General features: G+C 74.1%; 19 protein-coding genes. 9 read left to right on the top strand and 10 right to left on the bottom strand.

Going from position 1 to position 22,663, the window contains the following annotated elements:
* The first annotated feature begins 289 nt into the window (after positions 1-289).
* Positions 290-682 (top strand): VOC family protein, encoded by a 393-nt coding sequence (locus ABZ117_RS21340; protein ID WP_356822952.1) that lies wholly within the window; start codon positions 290-292, stop codon positions 680-682.
* A 9-nt stretch (positions 683-691) separates the two neighbouring features.
* Here ABZ117_RS21340 and ABZ117_RS21335 read toward each other — a convergent pair whose 3' ends face one another.
* A complete protein-coding gene (locus ABZ117_RS21335) occupies positions 692-994 on the bottom strand; it encodes a DUF4235 domain-containing protein (protein ID WP_356822950.1) in 303 nt (100 codons plus the stop codon).
* Positions 995-1,022: 28 nt separating this feature from the next.
* Positions 1,023-2,039, bottom strand: coding sequence for a glutathione S-transferase C-terminal domain-containing protein (locus ABZ117_RS21330; RefSeq protein WP_356822948.1), 1,017 nt, complete (start codon positions 2,037-2,039; stop codon positions 1,023-1,025).
* 98 nt (positions 2,040-2,137) lie between these two features.
* Between ABZ117_RS21330 and ABZ117_RS21325 the strand changes: the two genes are divergently transcribed.
* The gene (locus ABZ117_RS21325; protein WP_356822946.1) at positions 2,138-3,415 is read left to right on the top strand and encodes a cation diffusion facilitator family transporter; all 1,278 of its coding nucleotides are present in this window, start codon (positions 2,138-2,140) and stop codon (positions 3,413-3,415) included.
* A 105-nt stretch (positions 3,416-3,520) separates the two neighbouring features.
* Here ABZ117_RS21325 and ABZ117_RS21320 read toward each other — a convergent pair whose 3' ends face one another.
* Positions 3,521-3,970 carry a nitroreductase family deazaflavin-dependent oxidoreductase gene (locus ABZ117_RS21320; protein WP_356822944.1) on the bottom strand — a complete coding sequence of 150 codons (450 nt, stop codon included), beginning with the start codon at positions 3,968-3,970 and terminating at the stop codon, positions 3,521-3,523.
* Between the two features lie 191 nt (positions 3,971-4,161).
* Between ABZ117_RS21320 and ABZ117_RS21315 the strand changes: the two genes are divergently transcribed.
* The 3 genes from ABZ117_RS21315 (at position 4,162) to ABZ117_RS21305 (ending at position 6,238) form a co-directional block, all read left to right on the top strand.
* Positions 4,162-4,620 carry a nuclear transport factor 2 family protein gene (locus tag ABZ117_RS21315; protein WP_356822942.1) on the top strand — a complete coding sequence of 153 codons (459 nt, stop codon included), beginning with the start codon at positions 4,162-4,164 and terminating at the stop codon, positions 4,618-4,620.
* A gap of 184 nt (positions 4,621-4,804) precedes the next feature.
* Entirely contained in the window at positions 4,805-6,034 is a 1,230-nt protein-coding gene (locus ABZ117_RS21310) for a cytochrome P450 (protein WP_356822940.1), read from the top strand.
* Between the two features lie 12 nt (positions 6,035-6,046).
* Positions 6,047-6,238, top strand: a complete 192-nt coding sequence (locus ABZ117_RS21305; protein ID WP_356822938.1) for a ferredoxin — start codon at positions 6,047-6,049, stop codon at positions 6,236-6,238.
* A 91-nt stretch (positions 6,239-6,329) separates the two neighbouring features.
* Here ABZ117_RS21305 and ABZ117_RS21300 read toward each other — a convergent pair whose 3' ends face one another.
* Positions 6,330-7,178, bottom strand: a complete 849-nt coding sequence (locus ABZ117_RS21300; protein WP_356822936.1) for an endo alpha-1,4 polygalactosaminidase — start codon at positions 7,176-7,178, stop codon at positions 6,330-6,332.
* A gap of 139 nt (positions 7,179-7,317) precedes the next feature.
* Between ABZ117_RS21300 and ABZ117_RS21295 the strand changes: the two genes are divergently transcribed.
* Complete coding sequence (locus tag ABZ117_RS21295; RefSeq protein WP_356822934.1) at positions 7,318-8,286, top strand: aldo/keto reductase; 969 nt, start codon at positions 7,318-7,320, stop codon at positions 8,284-8,286.
* 285 nt (positions 8,287-8,571) lie between these two features.
* Positions 8,572-10,731, top strand: a complete 2,160-nt coding sequence (locus ABZ117_RS21290; protein WP_356822932.1) for a ricin-type beta-trefoil lectin domain protein — start codon at positions 8,572-8,574, stop codon at positions 10,729-10,731.
* Positions 10,732-10,735: 4 nt separating this feature from the next.
* On the opposite strand, the gene ABZ117_RS21285 is transcribed toward ABZ117_RS21290, so the two are convergent.
* From ABZ117_RS21285 to ABZ117_RS21265, 5 genes are all read right to left on the bottom strand, one after another.
* Positions 10,736-11,251 (bottom strand): universal stress protein, encoded by a 516-nt coding sequence (locus ABZ117_RS21285; RefSeq protein ID WP_356822930.1) that lies wholly within the window; start codon positions 11,249-11,251, stop codon positions 10,736-10,738.
* 32 nt (positions 11,252-11,283) lie between these two features.
* A complete protein-coding gene (locus ABZ117_RS21280; RefSeq protein ID WP_356823062.1) occupies positions 11,284-12,537 on the bottom strand; it encodes an SLC13 family permease in 1,254 nt (417 codons plus the stop codon).
* Between the two features lie 62 nt (positions 12,538-12,599).
* Positions 12,600-13,835 (bottom strand): hypothetical protein, encoded by a 1,236-nt coding sequence (locus ABZ117_RS21275; protein ID WP_356822928.1) that lies wholly within the window; start codon positions 13,833-13,835, stop codon positions 12,600-12,602.
* Between the two features lie 198 nt (positions 13,836-14,033).
* Positions 14,034-14,759, bottom strand: a complete 726-nt coding sequence (locus ABZ117_RS21270; RefSeq protein WP_356823060.1) for a DUF4232 domain-containing protein — start codon at positions 14,757-14,759, stop codon at positions 14,034-14,036.
* Positions 14,760-14,906: 147 nt separating this feature from the next.
* Positions 14,907-16,301, bottom strand: a complete 1,395-nt coding sequence (locus ABZ117_RS21265; protein WP_356822927.1) for a serine/threonine-protein kinase — start codon at positions 16,299-16,301, stop codon at positions 14,907-14,909.
* 47 nt (positions 16,302-16,348) lie between these two features.
* Between ABZ117_RS21265 and ABZ117_RS21260 the strand changes: the two genes are divergently transcribed.
* Positions 16,349-16,897 (top strand): RNA polymerase sigma factor, encoded by a 549-nt coding sequence (locus ABZ117_RS21260; RefSeq protein WP_356822925.1) that lies wholly within the window; start codon positions 16,349-16,351, stop codon positions 16,895-16,897.
* Positions 16,898-16,900: 3 nt separating this feature from the next.
* On the opposite strand, the gene ABZ117_RS21255 is transcribed toward ABZ117_RS21260, so the two are convergent.
* Positions 16,901-19,282, bottom strand: coding sequence for a SpoIIE family protein phosphatase (locus ABZ117_RS21255; protein WP_356822923.1), 2,382 nt, complete (start codon positions 19,280-19,282; stop codon positions 16,901-16,903).
* A gap of 277 nt (positions 19,283-19,559) precedes the next feature.
* On the opposite strand from ABZ117_RS21255, the gene ABZ117_RS21250 reads away from it, so the two are divergent.
* Positions 19,560-22,655, top strand: coding sequence for a glycoside hydrolase family 2 TIM barrel-domain containing protein (locus tag ABZ117_RS21250; RefSeq protein WP_356822921.1), 3,096 nt, complete (start codon positions 19,560-19,562; stop codon positions 22,653-22,655).
* Positions 22,656-22,663 lie beyond the last annotated feature (8 nt).

The following is a 22,663-nucleotide window of genomic DNA, read 5'->3' as shown; positions in this document are numbered from 1 at the left end:
CGTACCGGTGGTGCGGTGGGTGGCTGGCGGTCCTCGCACCCGGGTCGTCACCGGTGGTGCGGTGGGTGGCTGGCGGTCCTCGCACCCGGGTCGTCACCGGTGGTGCGGTGGGTGGCTGGCGGTCCTCGCACCCGGGTCGTCACCGGCGGTGCGGCGGGGGGCCGGCAACTACCTCACCCGGGGCGTCACTTCCGCGCGGCCGTGGCCGGACACGCCGCGCTCGCCGACTGTTTCCCGCGGCCCGGGATATCCGCAGGGAACAACCGCACGGAATCCACCAGGAGGAAGCATGGCACTGGTCAAAGCGGGCGTCTTGGTGCTCGACTGCGCCGAGCCCGAGAAACTCGCAGAGTTCTACCGGGAACTGCTCGAAGGCGAACGGACCGCCGCGTCCGCCAACCTCGTCGAGATCCGGGGCGCCGACGGGATTCGGCTGGCCTTTCGCCGGGACGTCAACGCGACGCCGCCCAGCTGGCCGCGCCCCGAGAACTCCCTCCAGGCCCACCTCGACTTCCTCGTCGAGGACCTGGACGAGGCCGAGCGCCGGGTGGTGGGGCTCGGCGGCCGGCCGATCGAGACGAGGGACGCGGCGGGGCCGTACGAGGAACGCGGGTACTCCGACCCCGCCGGGCACTCCTTCACCCTGCGCCTGCAATCCTCGACGGCCCCGAAGCAGGGCTGACCGGCCGGCTCAGTCCCGGCCGCCCTTGTCGGTCGCCGGCCACACGCCCGTCGACCGTTCGATGGCCTTCGCGCCGGTGCGGTCGACGGCACTGCGCACCACCGCGAAGATGGCGCCCTGGACCGCCGCGGCCAGCAGGACCTCACCCCAGCCGCGGTCGGGGTCCAGGGCGTCGGGCGCGTCGTCCTCGTGCCGGATCGCCATCCACGCCTTGCGGAAGGCCATACCGGCCAGCGCGCCGCCTGCCCAGCTGAGCAGGAATCCGACGGGCTGATAAGCGAGAGGGAGCTTCTTCTTCTTGTTCTTGGCCATGGGTGACTACTTCCTCGTCAGGCGGTCCTCATGCAGGCCGTCCTCGCGGGGCCACCCGTTCGCCCGGGGGCACCGGCCCCGGCGGCGTACCGTCCCCGAACGTCCGGCCGCCCAGCTCCGCGCGGTGGTGGGGACGCAGCCAGCCCCCGAGGTCAGGGCCGAGCGGCACGATGCCGGTGGGGTTGATGCCGGAGTGCACCTGGTAGTAGTGGCGCTTGATGTGGTCGAAGTCGACCGTGTCGCCGAAGCCGGGCGTCTGGAACAGGTCCCGGGCGTACGCCCACAGCACCGGGTGCTCCGCCAGCTTCCAGCGGTTGCACTTGAAGTGGCCGTGATAGACGGCGTCGAACCGGACCAGCGTGGTGAACAGCCGGATGTCCGCTTCCGTGAGGGTGTCACCGACCAGATACCGCTGTCCGGCCAGCCGCTCACCGAGCATTTCCAGCCGCCGGAACACGCCCGCGCAGGCCTCCTCGTACTCCTTCTGGCGCGTGGCGAAGCCGGCCCGGTACACGCCGTTGTTGACGTCCTTGTAGACCTCGGCCATCACCTCGTCGATCTCCGCTCGCAGGGCGGCCGGGTACAGATCGGGCGCGCCGGCGCGGTGCAGGGCCGCCCACTCGGTGGCCAGGTCCAGGGTGATCCGCTGGTAGTCGTTGGTGACCACCCGCCCGCTGGGGACGTCGACCACCGCGGGCACGCTCACCCCGCCCGGGTAGCCCGCCTCCCGGCGGTCGTACGCCTCCGCGAGGAACCGGATGCCCAGCACCGGGTCCCGGCCGTCCGGGTCCAGGGTGAACCGCCAGCTGCGGTCGTCCTGCACCGGATCGGCGACCGCCATCGACAGCGCGTCCTCCAGCCCCAGCAGCCGGCGCGCGATCACCGCCCGGCTCGCCCACGGGCAGGCACGGGAGACCACCAGCCGGTAGCGGCCCGCCTCGACCGGCCAGCCGTCCCGGCCGTCGGCGGTGATCCGGTCCGCGAAGTGACTCCTGGACCGGTGGAACGTGCTGTGGCCGTACGCGCGGTTGCCGTCGCCGCCCATGTCTCCTCCTCGCCGCCGGGATCCTCCGTGCCACCGCGTTCCCCGTTCCGCGCGTCCCGCACGGTGTGAGCCGCCCGGTCGGGGGCAGTCGGCGATGAGTGACTGGGACATCCTCGGAACGGGAGAAGGCCGCGCGTACGGCCGGGAACAGCGAAACGGCACCGGCGCGCGCCGCCGACGGCGGCACGCCGCCCGGACGCGAACAGGACACCGGCCGGCCCGACGGCGGGTCCGCCGGCCGACCGGGCAGCCGGTCCGGCAGTCCGCCGCCCGACCGCGCGGACAGGGGCGGCAGGTCCAGGGCCGGCCATGCCGACGGCGCTGGCAGGTCCAGGGCCGGCCATGCCCACGGCGGTGGCGAGCCACGGGCCGGGCATGCCGACGGCGGCGAGTCCCAGGAGGACCAGGCCGACAGCGGCGGTGAGTCCCAGGCCGACCGGCACACCAAGGTCACCGTCCTGGTGGCGCTCGCCGCCAACCTGGTCATCGCCGTCGCCAAGGCGGTCGGCGGTGTCCTCGCGGGCTCGCCCGCGCTGCTGTCGGAGGCCGCGCACTCCGTCGCCGACAGCCTCAACGAGGTCTTCCTGCTGGCCGCACTGCGCCGCAGCCGCCGTCCCGCCGACACCCGGCACCCCTTCGGCTACGGCAAGGAACGGTTCTTCTGGTCGCTGCTCGCCGCGGTGGGCATCTTCGTCATGGGCGGCTGCTTCTCCTTCTTCCAGGGCGTCGAGGCCCTGCGCAACGGCGCGGACGAGACGTTCAGCGGCTATGTGGTCGGCCTCGCCGTCCTGGGCGTGGCCCTGATCGCCGAGGGCGTCTCCCTGATGCGCGCCCTGCACCAGGTGCGCGGGCAGGGCGGCGGCCTGGCCGGGCTGCGCGATCCCGCGCTGCGCACGGTGGTCGCCGAGGACGCCACGGCGGTCCTCGGCGTCACCCTCGCGCTGATCGGGATGGCCCTGCACATGGTGACCGGGCAGGTCGTCTGGGAGGCGTCCGCCTCGCTGGCCATCGGCGTACTGCTGGTCTACGTCGCCTACCGGCTCGGCCGCGACGCCCGCGACCAGCTGATCGGTGAGGCCGCCGACCCCGAACTGAGCGGCAGGATCCGGGCGCTGCTGCGGGCTCAGCCGGAGATCGACAGTGTGGAGGGGCTGTTCACCATGAAGATGGGCCTCGACTCCACCCTGGTCGCCGCCCGTATCGACCTGGTGCCCGGCCTGGACAGCGAACGCGTGGAGGAGGTGTCCGAACGTATCAAGCGGTCCCTCGCCCACACGTTCCCGGACGCGGACCAGATCTTCCTCGACGTCACCGACCGGCCGGTGGGCAAGGCACACGAAAGCCCCGCCGCGACGGGGGAGCGCGGCGGGGCCTGACGAGCGAGTGCCCGGCGGGAAACGGGTCCACACCTCGCCGGAACAGATTTTTCTGGATCGGATCGTTTCCCGGCCGGAACCGGCACCCCCGCCGGCGCTCTCGCGTCAGCTGCCGTCGACCGGCTCCAGCACGAAGACCGGGATCTCCCGCGACGTCTTCTGCTGGTACTCGGCGTACGGCGGGAACGCGGCCACCGCCCGCTCCCACCACTCGGCCTTCTCCGCCCCGGTGACCTCCCGGGCCCGCATGTCCCGCTTGGCCGGGCCGTCCTGAAGCTCGACGTGCGGGTCCGACAGCACGTTGAAGTACCAGACCGGGTGCCGGGGCGCGCCGCCGAGCGAGGCGACCGCCGCGTACCGGCCCTCGTGCTCCACCCGCATCAGCGGCGTCTTGCGGATCTTCCCGCTCTTCGCACCCCGGGTGGTCAGCACGATCACCGGCAGCCCGGTGTCCCGCAGGGTCGTGCCCTCGGTCCCGCCGGACCTCTCGTACAGCTCGACCTGCTCGCGCACCCACTGCGTCGGGCTGGGCTCGTACTCGCCCTCAAGTGGCATGTGTCTCCGTCCCCTTCGTCGGTCCCGCGGATGTCTGTCACCGGCGTAACACCGGTGGTCGCACGATTCATCCTTACCGCGCGCCGCGCCCGCCGACGCGGTGATTACCTCGGAGGTCATCGCGCCGCCGCGCCCCGCGCGGCACAGTGGTCCCCGTCCCGATCACCACCCGCCCGGGGAGGCAGCCACCCATGTCCGACGACCGCACCGCCGCGACCCGCTCCGCCGTCCAGGAACTCCTGCGCAGGATCGGCCAGGGCGACCCGCAGTCGATCGCCGATCTGTACGCCGACGACTGCGACTGGCGGCTGGACTGGCCGGAGGAGGAGCACGGCCGGGCCGACACGCCGTGGATCCGGCACCGTTCCGGCCGGGCCGAGGTCGCCGCGCACTACCGGGAACTGGCCGCCCACCATGTCCCGGAGGAGGCCGGCACCACCATCGGGCACATCCTGGCCGACGGCGAGGACGCGGTCGTGCTGGGCGTCATCCGGCAGACCGCCGCACCGACCGGCCGCGCCTACAGCGCCCGCTTCGCCCTCCACCTCACCGTCCGGGACGGCCTGGTCGTACGGCACCACGTGTACGAGGACAGCCTCGCCGTCGCCCGCGCCTTCGCCCCGGAAACGGGCGCCGTGCGGTTGCCCTGACCCGTCTGCGGGAGACACCCTGGGGGCGTGGGACCGCGGCCGGTTTCCGCCCCCTGACCCCTCGCGCTCCGGCCAGATGACGCCCCGCGCCCAACTGGCCGAACTTGGCGTCGACCTATAGATGCCCTGGGCATCTAATGAAGATCGGCACGACGCACCCCCCTTCGTCTGCGAGGTCTCTTCCATGACGGAACTGACGGACACCACCGGCCCGGCTGCCACGGCCGAACCCGTCGCCTTCCCCCAGGACCGCACCTGCCCCTACCACCCGCCCACCGGATACGACCCGCTGCGCGACGGGCGACCCCTGTCCCGCGTCACCCTCTACGACGGCCGGGAGGTCTGGCTGGTCACCGCGCACGCCACCGCCCGCACGCTGCTAGCCGACCCCCGCCTGTCCGCCGACCGCCGCCGCCCCGGCTTCCCCGCGATCACCCCGCGCTTCGAGGCCGTCCGCAAGCGCAGGGTGGCCCTGCTCGGCGAGGACGACCCCGAGCACCAGCGGCAGCGGCGGATGATGATCCCCTCGTTCACCGTCAAGCGCGCCACCGAACTGCGTCCGTGGATCCAGCGGATCGTGGACGAGCTGCTCGACGCGATGATCGCGCAGGGGCCGCCCGCCGAACTGGTCTCCGCCTTCGCGCTGCCCGTACCGTCGATGGTGATCTGCGGCCTGCTCGGGGTGCCCTACGCCGACCACGAGTTCTTCGAGGAGCAGTCCCGCAGACTGCTGCGCGGTCCGACCGGCGAGGACACCGAGCAGGCCCGCCGGCGGCTGGAGGACTACCTCGGCGGGCTGATCGACGCCAAGGCGAAGGAGGCCGAGCCCGGCGACGGCATCCTCGACGAGCTGGTCCACCAGCGGCTGCGCACGGGGGAGCTGGGGCGCGCCGAGGCCGTCTCGCTGGCCATCATCCTGCTGGTCGCCGGCCACGAGACGACCGCCAACATGATCTCCCTGGGCACCTACACGCTGCTCCGGCAGCCCGGCCGGGCCGCCGAGCTGGGCGCCGACCCCGCGCTGCTGCCCGCCGCCGTGGAGGAACTGCTGCGCATGCTGTCCATCGCCGAGGGGCTGCAGCGGGTGGCGGTCGAGGACATCGAGGTCGCCGGCACCACGATCCGGGCCGGTGAGGCGGTGCTCTTCGCCACCTCGGTGATCAACCGGGACCCGGCCGTGTACGACGACCCCGACGCCCTGGACCTGAACCGCTCCGCCCGCCACCACATGGCGTTCGGCTTCGGCATCCACCAGTGCCTGGGCCAGAACCTGGCCCGCGCGGAGCTGGAGATCGCCCTCGGCAGCCTGTTCGCGCGGTTGCCCGGCCTGCGGCTGGCCGCCCCCGCCGAGGACATCCCCTTCAAACCCGGCGACACGATCCAGGGGATGCTGGAACTCCCCGTGACCTGGTAAGAGGCTCTCCCCATGCACATCGACATCGACAAGGACACCTGTATCGGCGCCGGACAGTGCGCCCTGGCCGCGCCGGGCGTCTTCACCCAGGACGACGACGGCTACAGCACCCTCGTACCGGGCCATGAGGACGGCTCGGGCGACCCGATGGTCCGGGAGGCGGCCCGCGCCTGCCCGGTGAGCGCGATCACCGTGACCCCCTGACCCCCTGACACCCGGGACCACCAAGGCGGCTGACGTGCCGTCAGGGCCCGTCGGCCGCCGTACGGCCCCGGCTGTCACCGGGACAGAACACCTAGCGCACTTCGCGGACGTACGCCGCGCTGCCCGGGGTGGACACGTCCCGGTCGCGGCGGACGATGCTCAGCCGGCCGCCCCACCGGGCACGGGCCGCGCGCAGCCCGGCGCCGGTGTACTCGATGTCCACCACCCGGTCGTCGAACGCCTTGGCGTACACCCCGCACTCGTCGTACTGCCCGCACTCCTCCGACACCGCGAAGTCCAGACCGGCCCGCCGGCGCTGCCCCGACAGTTCCGCGGTGTTCTTCTGCGCGATGGCCAGGTGCCGGGCGTGCGCGTGCCGGGAGAGGAGGGTCATGAACGCGGTCGCGTCGGCCGCGGTGAGCAGCCGGTGGGAGCGGGTGTAGCTGTCGTAGTTGTCGGGCTCGACGGCGTCGAAGCCCTTCCGCGCGCAGCCGTCGATCCAGGTGTTCACCCGCCGCGCCACCCGCTTCCGCGTGGCGGGGGTGCGCAGGTCGAGCAGCGGCTCGTGCCAGTCCTCGTCGATGACGACGGCACCGTGCTCGTCGCGCAGCAGCAGGTCGGCCGGCCACGAGGAGCGCTCGGCGGGCTGGGCCTGGAAGGCGTTGACGTAGCAGATGTTGTACAGGCCGGGCGCGGGGGAGTCGGACCGGTCGCGGCTGACGATCCGCACGCCCTTCGGCGGGGGATAGGCGCCGCCGATCTGGTAGTCGAACCCGGCGCCGCGCGGCGGCAGCCGCAGCGCGGCCGGCTTCGCGGCACCGTCCTCACCGCGGTGGCCGGGAGCGCAGCCGGCCAGAGCCGTCACCGCGACGATCATGGCCGCTGACACGGCGCCCAGGGCCGGCAGGGGCCCAGCGGCGCGGAGAACACCCGTGGGCAAGTCCGCTCCATCCTGCCCACGCCGGGCGGCGCGGCACGCTCAGGATCAAATCGCCCGCACACCGACGCCGTCAAGTCGGCCCGGGGCCACCGCCGTAGGCTCTGCCCTGACCATCGCTTTGACGGCAGGAGCAGCAACGATGCAGTACGTGAAGCTCGGTTCGACGGGCCTGGACGTCTCGCGGATCTGTCTGGGCTGCATGACCTACGGGCTGCCGGACCGCGGCACGCACGAGTGGACCCTCGACGAGGAGGCGTCCCGCCCGCTCATCCGGCGGGCGCTGGAAGCCGGCATCAACTTCTTCGACACCGCCAACATCTACTCCGACGGCACCAGCGAGGAGATCGTCGGCAAGGCCCTGCGCGACTACGCCGACCGTGACGAGATCGTGCTGGCCACCAAGCTCAACGGCCGCATGCGGCCCGGCCCCAACGGAGCCGGTCTGTCCCGCAAGGCCGTCATGAGCGAGATCGACCACAGCCTGCGCCGCCTCGGCACCGATTACGTCGACCTGTACCAGATCCACCGCTACGACCACTCCACTCCGATCGAGGAGACGATGGAGGCGCTGCACGACCTGGTCAAGGCGGGCAAGGTGCGGTACATCGGCGCCAGTTCGATGTACGCGTGGGAGTTCGCCAAGGCGCAGCACACCGCCGAGCGGCACGGCTGGACGAAGTTCGTGTCCATGCAGAACCACTACAACCTCCTCTACCGCGAGGAGGAGCGCGAGATGCTGCCCCTGTGCGCGGACCAGGGCGTCGGCGTGCTGCCGTGGAGTCCGCTCGCCCGCGGCCGGCTCACCCGTGACTGGGGCACGGTCACCGGGCGCAGCGCCACCGACGACTTCGGCAGCCGGCTGTATCTGGAGAGCGACCGCGCGATCGTCGAGGCGGTCACCCGCATCGCCGCCGCCCGCGGCGTGCCGCGCGCCCAGGTGGCCCTCGCCTGGCTGCTGCGGCAGGACACGGTCACGGCCCCCGTCATCGGCGCCGCCAAGGCCCGGCACCTCGACGACGCGGTGGCCGCCGTGGACCTCGAGCTGAGCGACGAGGAGACCGAGGAACTGGAGCAGCCCTACACCGCGCGCGCCGTCAGCGGTCACTGACCGCCGGCGGCAGCCCGTGCGGCGCGTGCTCCGCGTCGCACGGACGCCGCGGTAAAGGGAACGGGAAGGGGAGGGGGCTTTTTCGACGACGCGTCAACAAGGGAATGCGGGAAAGGGAATACCGTGAACTGGAAGATCTCTTGTTCGGGTGTGTTGGGCCGTGTAAAAGTGTGGGCTGTCGGCACGCAGATACACACATTCCCCGTGTATTCAGAGCTGCCCCGGCCTCTCTCCGTACTCGTTGGTACGGACTAATTCCCGTTCCGTGTCTGGAGGAATGCAGCCGTGCATGAGGCAGGCCCGTCGGACGAGCAGCTCGGTGCCGCCCTGAGGAAATGGACGGGAACGTCACCCGCGCTGCATCCGGTCGGCGAACTCCTCGACCGGCACTGGACGGCCGCCTTCGCCTACGCCCGGCTGTGCACCGACGGCCCGCGCGCCGCCGGGATGCTCACCACCGCCGCGTTCACCCGGCTCTTCGGCGCCTCCCTGCGGCAGGCCGGGCCGACCGCCGCCTGGCGGCCCCACGTCCTGGTCGCGGTCCGCCGCATCGCCGCCGAGTGGGACACCGACGAGCGGCGGGAGCTCCTCCACCCCGCCCTGCGCCCGGACGACGGCACCGGCGAGCGCGTCGCGGCCCGGCTGCTGCCGCCGTCCGGGCGGCGGCTGCTGTCCCGCGCGTTCCAGCGGGTGCCCGAGACCTCGCGTGCCGTGCTGTGGCACACCGAGGTCGAGGCCGAACCCCTGTCCGTGCCCGCCGCGCTGCTCGGCCTGGACGAGGAGAGCGCCGGCGTCGAACTGCGCCGGGCCCGCGAACGGCTCCGCGACGAATGCCTCCAGGCGCACCGCGAACTCGCCCCCGAGGACGAGTGCCGGCGCTACCTGCGCATGCTCGACGTGACCTTCCGGCGCGGCGGCACGGACATCGACCCGGACCTGCGGCAGCACCTGGCCCGCTGCCCCCACTGCACCCGCACCGCCGACCAACTGGACCGGTTCAACACGGGACTGGGCGCCGCACTGGCCGAGGCCGTCCTCGGCTGGGGCGCCCACGGCTACCTGGAATCCCGGACGACCCGCACCGCCACGCCGCCTCCGGCCGCCACCGTCGCCGCCGCGCAGGAGGCCGCCTTCCCGTACGGCGCCGCCGTTCCGCCGGGCGGCGAATCCTTCACCGCCGGACAGCCGGCGGGACCGGCGGGGCCCGCAGCATCGACCGCGCCCGCAGCGCCCGACGGATCGGGCGACCCGGCCACGTCGGGTACGGCGGGCGGCCCCGGGCGAGCGGCCGGCCGTGGCGGGGCCGCGGGCCGCCGGATACCGGGCGCCCTCAGGCGAGCGGCCGCGTTCCGTGCCTCCGCGACTCCCGCCGAAGCCGCCGGCACCGGCGGGCGAACCGCTCCCGCCGACCCCGCCGCTCCGCCCGGCCGCCGGGCACCGGGTACCCGCGGGCGGGGCGCCGGGTTCCGTGCCTCCGGCGCCCCTGGCGGAACCGCCGACGCCGCCGGACCCGGCGAGAGCGGTGACCCTGCGGGGCTCGCCGCTCCGACCGGCCGTTCGGCACCGGGACCCCGCAGGCGAGCTGCGGGGTCCCGTACCTCCGCTCGACCGGTAACCGCCGATACCGGCCGACGCGGCGACACCACCGCTCCCGCCGGACATGCCGCCGCCGCCCGGGCCACCGACCGCACCGGCCCCCAGAACCCCGAGGGTCCGGCCGCCCCCGTGGCCTCCCGCTCGCCCCGTTCCCTCCACCGGGCCGTCCGGCGCGCGCGGCGGCGGCAGGTGGGGGTGCTCGTGCTCGCCGTCGGGGGGATGGTGGCGATTCCACTGGTGCTGTGGGCGGTCCACGGTTCCGGTGGCGCCCCGGGGCCCGGTGCCGCGGGCACACCGTCCCGGACGCCGGGCGGGAACACCCCCTCGCCGGGCGCGTCGTGGGCCGGGGGGAGCGGGGCCGGACAGGGCGCGCTGCACGGCAGGCTGCACAACCTCGCCTCCGGACTGTGTGTCGGAGTCGTCGGCAAGAAGGCCGTACAGGGCGCCGAGACGGAACTCACCGCCTGCTCCGCGGCCCCGGCCCAGCAGTGGACGTACGAGACCGACGGGCTGCTGCGCAACGCCGCCGCCCCTGACCTGTGCCTGGACTCCCGCCTCGGCTATTCCGTCCGCCTCGCCCCCTGCGCGGCCAAGGGCGCCGCCGCACGCACCATCCGCTACGACTTCACCCTCCAGGGCGTCCTGGTGCCCCGCTCGAACCAGGAACTGGCCCTCACCCCGGCCGCCACCGACGGCTCCGGCGCTCTCGTGCTCAAGACCCGTACCGCCGCGGGTGCCGGCCGCCGCTGGACCGTCGACACCGCCGAACCGGACCTCCGGATGAAGAACGTCGACTGGGACGGCGACACCGTCCCGGTACCGCCCGCCGTACCCGCGCCGACGTCCTGAGCGACTACGGTCCCGACGGCGGGGGCGGGATCGTCCCCAGCTCGGGGGCCGGTTCCGGCCACACCAGCAGGACCGGGCAGGGCGCGTGGTCGACGGCGAACCGGACGGCCGGGCCGAGGCTGCCCGGTCCGAGCCGGGACCGGTCCCCGTCCCGGGCCAGCACCAGCAGACCGGCTCCCTCGGCGGCGGCCACCACCTCCCGCTCGACGCGGCCCGACCGTTCCACCCGGGTGCACGGCCGGCCCAGCCGCTCGGCCGCCGCGTCGAGGAGCGCCGCCGCCGACGTACCGCCCAGTGCCTCGAGCCGGTCACCGGGGTCGCTCTCCCAGCCCTCGGCCGGGCGGTGCCCCCACCGCCCGCCGCGCCCGAGCAGCCCGGCGAAGGCCCCGTGCGCCACCGCCGGCACGTCGGGCCCGCTGACGTGGAGCAGCACCACCTCGCCGTCGTCCGGCGCATGGGCGCGGACGGCGTCCACGCAGGCGGGCCAGGTGCCCTCGACGAGCCACGCGATCACACGCATCCGGTCGGCCTCCCTCGGCTCGGTCCGCGCCCTCACAGAACCTGGAGCGACCCCCACAGTGCCACCACCGCGACGGCGAGGGAGGACGGCACGGCGATCAGGCCGAGCCGGGTGAACTCCCCCAGGTCCACGTCGTGCTCGTGCTGGTGGACGATCCGCCGCCACAGCAGTGTCGCCAGCGACCCGGCGTAGGTGAGGTTCGGGCCGATGTTCACGCCGAGCAGCACGGCGAGGACCGCGCCCGGCCCGGCGGGCGCCGCCAGCGGCAGCAGGACCAGCACCGCCGGCAGGTTGTTGATCGCGTTCGCCAGTACGGCGGCCAGCGCCGCGGTCCCGAGCAGTGCCGCCAGCCCGGTGCCGTCCGGCACCACGCGCCCGAGCGCGTCGGCGAGCCCGTTGTCGACGACCGCCCGCACCACGATGCCGAGGGCCAGGACGAACACGAGGAAGGCCGGGGCCGCCGCCCGTACGACACCCGGCACGGTCGCCCGCCGCCGCAGGAGCGACCGCCCGGCCAGCACCAGCGCGCCCGCCCCGGCCACCCAGGCCGGATCCACGCCGAACGCCGACGCCACCACGAACCCGGCGAGCGTGCCGCCCACGGTCACCAGCGCGAACAGCGGCAGCTCCGGTGCCTCGCCGAGATCGCGGTCCGCCGGGGCCGCCGCCGCGAGGTCCCGGGCGAAGAAGCGCCGGAACACCAGGTACTCGACGCCGATCGCCGCCAGCCACGGCAGCACCATCAGCGCCGCGAACCGGGTGAAGCCGAGCCCGCTCGCCGTGAACGCCAGCAGGTTCGTCAGGTTGGACACCGGCAGCAGCAGCGACGCCGTGTTGGACAGGTGGGTGCAGGCGTAGACATGCGGTTTGGGCCGTACGCCCGTGCGCGCGGCCGTGGCGAACACCACCGGGGTCAGCAGCACGACGGTCGCGTCCAGGCTGAGGACGGCGGTGACGGCGGACGCCAGCGCGAACACCGCGGTCAGCAGCCGCACCGGGCGGCCCCCCGCCCACCGGGCCGTCCACGCCCCGCACGCCTCGAACAGTCCCTCCACGTCACAGAAGTGGGCGAGGACCAGCACCGCCGCCAGGAACCCCACCACCGGCCCGAGCCGCTCCGCCTCGGCCCGGGCGTGAGCGAGGGAGATCGCACCGGTCGCGATCGCGATCCCGGCGGCGGGTACGGCCATGACCGCCTCCGTGCGGCCGAAGGGCCGTACGACCGCCCAGGCCAGCACGGCGACGAGGAGCACGGCGGACAGGGCCTCGGCGAGCGCGGTGTTCAGGGCGGGTCCTTCCGGAACGGATCACAGGGTGCCCGCCCATGAAAACAGACGCCTCCGGCCGGCTACGACGACCGGGTAGCCGCCGAGCCCGGGAACTCCGCCCAGCCGCCCGCCGGTGCCTGCCCGGGCGGCAGCGTGCGCAGGAGGCGCAGCACCGCCGGGTCCTGTGCCTCCAGCCAGGCGACGAGCTGCTTGAACGACACGAACCGTACGTCGTCGTACGCGGCCATCGTCCGGATCGCCTCCTCGACGGCGTCCATGTAGATGCCGCCGTTCCAGCGCTCGAAGTGGTTGCCGATGAACAGGGGCGCGCGGTTGCTCCCGTACGCCCGCCGGAAACCGGCCAGATAGGTGTCGCGGGCCTGGGCGCGCCAGAGGCCGTACCGCGTGCGGTCGCCGAGCGGGTTGCCGCCGGACTGGTTGAACATCATGTTGTAGTCCATCGAGAGGACCTGCGAGGAGTGACCGGCGAACGGTATGGACTGGAGCGGGAAGTCCCATATCCGGCCGCCCTGCACCTTGCCGGGCCAGATCTGGAGGCCGCCGGGGGAACTGGCGTCGTACGTCCAGCCGAGCGCGGCGGCGGTGGGCAGCAGGGCCGCCTGGCCCTCCAGGCAGGGGGTGCGGCCGCCGGTCAGCTCCTTGCGGTAGTCGAAGGGCAGCGGGTCGAGGTCGGTGAAGCCGGTGTTGGTCCGCCAGGTGGTCACGAAGTCGACCGCCTGCTCGATCTCGCTGCGCCATTCGGCCGGGGACCAGCGGCGCACGCCGGTGGCGCCGCAGAAGTGCCCGTTGAAGTGGGTGCCGATCTCGTGGCCCTCCAGCCAGGCCGCGCGGACCTGCTGGAGGGTGGCGTGGATGTGCCGGTCGGCGAGGTAGCCGATGGCGGAGGCGCCGGCCGGATGCTGCGGGGGCCGGTAGAGGTGCTTCCTGGACTCGGGCAGCGTGTAGATGCCGCTGAGGAAGAAGGTCATCCGGGCGCCGTGGTCGGCGGCCACCCGGCGGAACCGGGAGAACAGCCGGTTGCTCAGCTCGCCCGCGCCGTCCCAGGAGAACACCACGAACTGCGGGGGCCGCAGGCCCGGCCGCAGCCGCACCGGCTCCGGCTGGTGCGGCTGGGCGCCGGTGTCGGCGGTGGAGCCGTCACCGATCGGCCTCACGGGCCGGGCCCGCACGGTGCTCCGGCCGCCCGGGTCCGCGCCGCCGGCCCGGAGGCCGGTGCCGGAGGAGCAGGCGGCCAGTGCTCCGAGGGCCCCCGCCGCCCCCGCCGTCAGTACCCGCCTGCGTGGGATCCCGCTCATGGTCGTCCCCGATTCCCTGGTCAGGGTCCCCGGAGGGCCCGCTCGCCGTGTGGTCGACCGGGTTCGATGACGGGAGGGGCAGGAAAGATCGCGGTGGGCGGCGGCTGTTGCCGTCCTGTGACAGTTGTGGCGCGGTCATGACGAACCCCGCTGCCTCGGCGGAGACAGCGGGGCGGGGGAGCGGGGGAGCGGGGCCGGTCAGGGGCCGGTGCCGGGGCTGAGCACGGTCAGACGGACGGACGAGGAGTTCCCGGAGACCGGCACCGGCCCGCCGGTCCAGGCGGCCTTCAGCGGATCGTGCTCGTCCGGCGGGGTGACCAGCAGCGCGGCAGGCGTGGCCGTCCTCGCCTCGCTGATGCCCGGGTTGGAGAAGGTCAGTCCGGCCCAGGCGCTCTGCCCGGGCTTGAGCGTGACGGTCGCCGGGGAGCCCGGCGCGCGGTGCGGGTCGGGGCCGAGCTGGGTGCCGGAGGCGGCCACGAAGGCGGCGCCCGGATAGCCGTGCAGGGTGCAGGTCCGGGCGGACGTGTTGGTGAGCACCACCGGGAAGTTCTCCTGGCCGGCGCCCGGATCGCCGCGGCCCACGGAGGCGCGCAGCTCGCCGGTGTGGCAGCGCTTGCCCGTCGCGGCCGGGGTGGCCGCCGTGCCGGGGGCCGGCGGGGCCGTGCCCGGGGCCGCCGTGGTCGCGGCGCCGCCCCGGGACGCGGTCGCTCTCGAAGGGGCCCGCGTGGCGGTCCCGGTCCCGGAGGCGGCCGGGGCGGACGCCGGGCTCTTCGTGGTCTCCCGCGCGGGCGCGGCCGTACCGGGGGCGGTGACCGGCGGGTTGCCGTGCACGTCGGTGCTGCCGCAGGCGGTCAGGAGGCCCAGCACGGCGACCGTGCCCAGGAGCAGGGCGCCCTGCCGCGCGGACCGGGGGGTGTTCACCATGTCGCTCACCACTCCAGGATCGTCCCGGCACGCGCGGGACGCGCGCCGTCGGCGCCGAATGCGCCGTCATCACTGTCGATGCACGGGTCGCCGGAAAAGTTCGGGACACACCGGCATCTTTTCCCCGTCTTGACCGTGCCGATGCGTTCAGGCCACCTTCAGGGAACGCAGTATGCCGTCGGTCGCGTCGCCGGCCCCGTGCTGGCGCACCTGCACGTACACCTGCGGCCGGGCGGAGCCGCCCGCCGGCACCAGCGCGGACTCGGTGACCGAGCCGCCGTCCGGGCAGCCGTCCCAGGTCCGGACCACACCGTGCCACGTGCCGCCGGTGAACGCGCGGCTGCCGCCGTAACGGCAGCCCGAGTGCGCGAGCGCCCGTACCCCGGCGGTGACGTCGCCGTGCGCGCTGACCCCGACGAACACCCCGTCCACGGCGTCCTTCAGGTCGGGCCAGCGGGCCAGGTCGCCGGCCACCACCAGACCCGGCTCGTGGCCCGGCGCCAGCCCGAGCACGTGCGGATCCCAGCCGGAGCCACGCAGCTGCCGGCCCCAGCCGGCGGGCACCCGCAGGGTGATCCGCCCGGTGGCGTCCGTGACCCGCACCCCGTCGTCCGCCGGGCCGCCGCGGTGCTGGAGGGCCACGGTCACCGTGACCGCGGCGGCCGTGGCGGCGAGGACCGCGGCGAGGACCAGGGTCACCGTGCCGAGCCGGCCACGGACCCGGTCCAGCCGCCGCGCGGGCGGCGCCGGCGGGCCCGCCGCCAGCCGGTCCAGCTCGTCCGCGAAGGCCAGGGCACCCGGCCAGCGCCGGGCCCGGTCCGGCTCCAGCGCCCGCAGCACCGCCCGCTCCACGCCCGCACCCAGCTCCGGCCGCGACCGGCCCGGCGGTACGACCTTCCCCGGCGCTCCCGGCACGGTCCCGGTGAGCAGTTCGTAGCCGACCGCGCCGAGGCTGTAGACGTCGGCCCGCTCGTCGATGCCCTCGCCGGGCTCGGCCTGTTCCGGCGGCTGGTAGCCCGCCGAGCCCGCGGCCAGGGTCAGCACGGAGGCCTGCGCGAGGCTCTTGGCGAGCCCCAGGTCGGCCAGGAGCACCCGCCGGGTGCCGTCCGGGGCGGTGTGCAGCAGTACGTTGGTCGGCTTGATGTCGCGGTGCACGATGCCCGCCTCGTGCAGCGCGGCGGCACCGCGCGCGGCCTCGGCCGTCAGCGCGAGCGCGTCCCGCACCGGCAGCGGGCCGCCCGCCAGCAGGTCGGCGAGTGTACCGCCGTCGGCGTACTCCATGACGAAGTACGGTCTGCCGTCGGGGAGTTCGCCGATGTCGTAGACCTGCACCACCCGGCTGGAACCGGCCTGCCGCAGCAGCCGCGCCTCGGCGAGGAAACGCTCCCTGATGTCGAGCCGGTGCGCCCAGTTCTCGGCGAGGACCTTCACCGCCACCGGGGCTTGCAGCTCCGGGTCGTGGGCGAGCCACACCGTGGCGAAGGCGCCGCTGCCCAACGGCCGTTCGAGGCGGTGGCGGCCGATCCGCTCCAGGGGGTGCATACGACTATCATGCCTGCCCTGAGATCGACTTCCAGGGGGAGGCCTTCGTGCAGGACCAGGCGCCGATGGAGGAGTCCGCCCGGCGCGCCGCCGCCGGTGACGAAGCGGCTCTGGACCGGCTGCTGACACAGATCCGGCCCGAGGTCGTGCGCCGCTGCGCGCGCTTCCTGCCCTGCCGGGAGGACGCCGAGGAGGCCGCCCAGGACGTGCTGCTCCAGGTGGCCCGGCACATCACCGGGTTCCAGGGCCGCAGCCGGTTCGGCACCTGGCTGTACACGGTGGTCGCCAACTGCTGCCGGCAGAAGTACCGCGAGCTGAAGCGGCGGGCCGTCGAGCAGCCCGCCGCGATCGAGCCCGCGCACGTCGTCGACCCGCGCACGACCAGCGTCATCGCCGGTTCCCGGGTCGACCTGCTGGAGGCCCTGGACCGCCTGGAGCGCGAGCACCCGCACCTGGTCGCGCCGCTGGTCTACCGGGACATCTGCCAGCTGGAGTACGCCGAGGCCGCCGAGCGCGCCGGCATCCCGCTCGGCACCCTCAAGTCCCGCCTGCACGAGGCACGCAAGCACGTACGGCCGTGGCTGTCGGCGTCCTGACCGCTACCGGTCCACCTCGAACAGCGGCAGCTCCGCCCAGATGGTCTTGCCCTCCGTGGTGTGCCGGCTGCCCCAGCGCTGGGTGAGCTGGGCGACCAGCAGCAGGCCCCGGCCCCCCTCGTCGAGGACCTTGGCCCGGCGCAGGTGCGGGGCGGTGTGGCTGGTGTCGGAGACCTCGCAGATCAACGTGGTCGCGTCGTGGATCAGCCGCAGCCGGATCGGGTGGGAGCCGTACCGGATGGCGTTGGTGACCAGCTCGCTGACCACCAGCTCCGCCGTGAACGACGCCTCGCTCAGCGACCAGGCGGCCAGCTGCTCCACGACCTGCTTGCGCACCGGCGCCACCAGCGCGGGGTCGGCGGGGATGTCCCAGGTCGCCACCTGCGAGGGGGGCAGGCCCCGGGTACGGGCGAGCAGCAGCGCCACGTCGTCGGCGGCGCCGCCGGGCGGCAGCAGGGCGTGCAGGGCGCGGTCGCAGGTGCTGTCCAGGGAGTCCGCGCCCTGCCCGAGCGCCGCCAGCAGCAGTTCGCGGCTGGCGTCCAGGTCCCGCTCCCGGGACTGCACCAGGCCGTCCGTGTACAGCGCCAGGACGGTGCCCTCGGGCAGTTCCACCTCGGCGGACTCGAAGGGCAGCCCGCCCAGGCCCAGCGGGGGGCCGGCGGGCAGGTCGAGCACCGCGGGCGGGCCGCCGGGTCTGAGCAGCACGGGCGGCGGATGCCCGGCCCGGGCCAGCGTGCAGCGGCGGGACACCGGGTCGTAGACGGCGTACAGGCAGGTGGCGCCGACCTCGCCCGGGCTGCCCTCGACACCGGACTCCTCCGACAGCCGCAGCACCAGGTCGTCCAGGTGGGTGAGCAACTCGTCCGGGGCCAGGTCGATGTCGGCGAGGGTGCGGACGGCGGTGCGCAGCCGGCCCATGGTGGCCGAGGCCTGGATGCCGTGCCCGACGACGTCCCCGACGACCATCGCGACGCGCAGTCCGGAGAGCGGGATCACGTCGAACCAGTCCCCGCCCACCCCGGCCCGCGCGGCCGGCAGATAGCGGGAGGAGGCGTCCAGCGCGGCCGTGCGCGGCAGCGAACGCGGCAGCAGGCTGCGCTGGAGGGCGAGCGCGGTCTCCCGCTCCCGGGAGTAGCGGCGGGCGTTGTCGATGCAGACGGCGGCCCGGGCGGTGATCTCCTCGGCCAGCAGCACGTCGTCCGGGGTGAACCCGTCCGGACGCCGGTGCCGGGTGAGCACCGCCACCCCGAGGGTCAGCCCGCGGGCCTGGATCGGCACCGACATCGAGGAGTGGATGCCGAACGCGCGCACCCGCTCGCCGCGCGCCCGGTGCCAGGAGTGCCACCTGTCCATGTCACCGGTGACCACCGAGGTGGTGATCGTGCGGCCGGCGGTCAGCGCGTCGGCCTGCGGGGAGAAGTCCGGGTAGGCGTCCGCCTGCCCGGGCTCGATCACCGCCTCCGGCACGCCCGCCAGCACCGACTGGTGGGCGGTGCGGCGCAGGAGGACCGGCGCGGTGATGCGGGCCGGCGGCTCGCTGCCGTGCTCCCGCAGGTCCAGCAGGTCGATGGTGACGAAGTCGGCGAGCGCGGGCACGCACATGTCCGCCAGTTCCTGCGCCGTGCGGGTGACGTCGAGCGTGGTCCCGATGCGCACGCTCGCCTCGTTGACCAGCTGGAGCCGCTGCCGGGCCCGCTGGTTGTCGGTGACGTCGTGCGCGGCCAGGCACACCCCCCGTACCCGGCCCCCGGCGTCCCGCACCGGCGCCATGCGGGCGAGCCAGGCGTGCGCCCGGTCCTCGCCGCCGGTGCGCAGGAAGGTCTGCACGTCCAGCCGGTGGCCCGAGGTCAGCACCCGCAGCATGCCCTGTTCCAGGTCGTCGCTCTGCGGCTTGCCGCCGATCTCCGGAAGTCTGAGGCCCCGCACCCGGTCCTCGGGCAGCCCGATGATGTCGGCCATGGCCGCGTTCATGAAGCGCAGCCGCAGCGAGTCGTCGTACAGGGCGACCGGGCACGGAGACTGGATCAGGCCCGCCTCGACGAGCGGGTCGTCCGCGGCGCGCGGTTCCGGGCCGGTGAGCGGGGTGACCACCAGCCAGTCGCCCGGCCGGCCGTCGTCCGGCGGGCGGCGGTGGGCGAGCAGCCACACCGGGACGGTACGGCCGTCCCGGTGGCGCAGCCCGACCGTGCCCTCCCAGCGCGGGCCCGGGGGCGCCGTCCCGGGGCCGTCGACGGCCAGCAGCCGGGCCGCGGGGCGGCCCACGACGGCTTCGGCGGGGTGGCCGAGCAGACGCCGCGCGCCCTCGTTCCACTCCACCAGTGTTCCGTCGTCATCGATGACAGCCCGGGCCGTCGCCGCGTCGTCGAACGGATAGACCCGGCTCATCGTCGCCGCTCCCAAGCGCACACTCACAGTGAACAGGTGGCACCACTCGTGTTCCAGCGTAGTGCTTCCGGCGCGCCCGTGGACGCCGATCGCGGCTACCTGGCCGACCGGTCGAACGCGGCCGGGGGCGCGGTCAAGGAGGAATTCCGGCCGAAACGCGCCCGGAGGCAGCCGCAGGGTGCCGCACCCTTGACGATCGTGCGCAACCGGCCGTCAGAATCTGTTTGTTCACGATCACTTGTGAGTACTTCTGGGACCTGATGAGGGAGAGCCGCCCATGACGGTCACGCGCAGATCGGTTCTGGCCGCCGCCACGGCAGCGCCCGCGGCCGGACCGCTGCTGAACATCTCCGCGGCCCCGGCCGCCCTCGCCGCCGGCGCGACCGGCGCCGGAGGGCGCCGGACCGTGCCGCTGCGGGACGGCTGGCGCTTCGCGCAGGCCTCCCTGGACGGCGGCGCCGACCCGGCCGGCGCCTGGGCGCGGGCCGCCGAACCCGGCTACGACGACACGGACTGGCGCGAGGTCGCCGTCCCGCACGACTGGAGCATCGAGCAGACCCCCACCACCGACCACGGCACCACCAGCGGCACCGGCTTCTTCCCAGGCGGCCTGGGCTGGTACCGGCTCTCCTTCACGCTTCCGCGCGCCTGCGCCGGCAAGCGGATCTCCGTGGAGTTCGACGGCGTCTACATGGACGCGCACGTCTACTGCAACGGCACCGAGGCCGGCCACCACCCCTATGGCTACACCGGGTTCGCCCTCGACCTGACCGATCTGGTGCACACCGACGGCACCACGCCCGACGTGCTGGCGGTCAGGGTGCGCAACCAGCTGCCGAGCAGCCGCTGGTACTCCGGCAGCGGCATCTACCGCGAGGCCCGCCTGGTGATCACCGAACCGGTGCACGTGGCCCGTTGGGGCACCCGCGTCACCACGCCGGAGATCTCCGCCGACCGGGCGCTGGTCCGGGTGCGCACCACGGTCCGGAACGACTCCGGCACCGGCACCCCCGTGCAGGTCGTGTCCCGGATCACCGGACCCGACGGGCGCACGGCCGCCCGTACCGCGACCACGCGCACCGTCGGCGAAGAGGCCACCGAGACCCACGAACTGACCGTTCCCGAGCCCCTCCTGTGGGACTTCGCGACACCCGGGCACCGCTACACCCTGCACACCGAGCTGCGCGTCGCCGGCCGCACCACCGACACCTGCCGCACACCCTTCGGTATCCGCGCCTTCCGCTTCGACCCCGACGAGGGCTTCTCCCTCAACGGGACGTACACCAAGATCAAGGGCGTCGACCTCCACCACGACCAGGGCGCTCTCGGCGCGGCCGTCAGCATCGACGCCGTCCGCCGGCAGCTGGGGATCATGAAGTCGATGGGCGTCAACGCCCTGCGCACCTCGCACAACCCGCCCTCACCGCAGCTGATCCAGGTCTGCGAGGAGCTGGGCATCGTGATGACGGTGGAGGCCTTCGACTGCTGGCGCACGGGAAAGACGACGTACGACTACGGCCGGTTCTTCGACGAGTGGTGCGAGACGGACGCCACCGAGATGGTCCGGGCCGCCCGCAACTCGCCGGCCGTCGTGCTCTGGTCCATCGGCAACGAGATCCCCGACTCCACCTCCACCGCGGGGCTCGCCATGGCGGACCGGATCATCGGCGCGGTCCGGGCCGCCGACGACACCCGCCCGGTCGTCATCGGCTCGGACAAGTACCGCGCGGTGCCCGCACCGGGTTCACCGGCCGACCGCATGCTCGCCAAGCTCGACGGCCTCGGACTGAACTACAACACGGCCGGGTCGGTCGACGTCCTGCACGCCCGCTACCCCCGCCTGTTCCTCTTCGAGTCCGAGTCCTCCTCGGAGACCTCGACCCGGGGCGCGTACCAGGAGCCGGAACACCTCAACACCGGGGAGAACCACACCCCCGGCAGGCGGGAGACCTCCTCCTACGACAACAACCTCGCCTCCTGGACGATGAGCGGCGAGTACGGCCACAAGAAGGACCGGGACCGCAAGTGGTTCGCGGGCCAGTTCCTGTGGTCCGGCATCGACTACATCGGCGAACCGACCCCGTACGACGTCTTCCCCGTGAAGGCGTCCTTCTTCGGCGCGGTCGACACGGCGGGCTTCCCCAAGGACATGTACCACCTGTTCCGCAGCCGGTGGACGGACGAACCCATGGTCCACCTGGTGCCGATGACCTGGAACCACGAGGAGGGGGACACCGTCGAGGTGTGGGCGTACGCCAACGTGCCCTCCGTCGAGCTGTTCCTGAACGGACAGTCCCTCGGTGTGAGGGAGTTCGACGTCAAGAAGACCACCGACGGCCGCGCCTACCTGGAGACCACCGAGGCCACCGGCGACGACAGGACGGTCACCGGCGGCCCCTACCCGGGCAGCTACACCAGCCCCAACGGCAGCGCGGGCAAACTGCACCTGACGTGGCACGTGCCGTACCGGCCCGGCGAACTGCGGGCGGTGGCCCGGCGGGACGGCGAGACCGTCGCCACCGACGTGCTGCGCACCGCCGGCGCCCCGCACGCCGTACGCCTCACCCCCGACCGCGACTCCCTCGCCGCGGACGGCCGTTCGCTCGCCTTCGTCACCGCCGACATCGTCGACGCGCACGGCGTGGTCGTGCCCGACGCCGGGCACCTCATCTCCTTCGACGTCACCGGCGGCTCGCTGGCCGGCGTCGACAACGGACGCCAGGAGAGCGCCGAGCGCTACCAGGCCAGCACCCGGACCGCCTTCCACGGCAAGGCCCTCGCCATCGTCCGCTCCGGCACGGCGCCCGGCACACTGAAGGTCACCGCGCGGGTGGACGGCCTGCGCCCGGACACGGCACGGCTGCACACGACCCCGGCCCGCCGGACGGCGGCCACCGCGCCCGCCCTCTTCCGCCCCGACCACCCGGCGCCCCCGGACTTCCCCCGGGCGGACGCCGGTTACTCCGGCCGCCGGGACACCCTGCCCGCCGCGATGCTGGACGGCGACCCGGCCACCGGCTGGTCCAACGCCTTCACCAAACCGGCCACCGCGCTGCTGCCCGCGTTCAGCGGGGCCCGCGCCGAGGACTGGGTCTCGGTCGACTTCGGACGCGCCCGGACCTTCGACCACCTGGCGGTCTGCTTCACGTCCGACGCCACCCACACGCTGCCCGCACGGGCCGAGGTGGCGGTGTGGGACGGCCGCGCCTACGTGCCGGTGACCGGCGCGCGGACCCGGTGGGCCACCGTGTCGGACAGCCCGACGGTCATCACCTTCGACGCGGTACGCGGCTCGCGGCTGCGGCTGACGCTCACCGGCGCCCACCCGGGCCGGCCGGAGGGGGCCGTGCGGATCAGCCGGCTGGACTGCTGACCGGCGCG

The organism is Streptomyces sp. NPDC006309 (genome assembly GCF_040613095.1).
Classification (GTDB): domain Bacteria; phylum Actinomycetota; class Actinomycetes; order Streptomycetales; family Streptomycetaceae; genus Streptomyces.
Note: the sequence above shows the minus strand (reverse complement) of the source record. Positions and strands in the feature narration are given on the sequence as shown.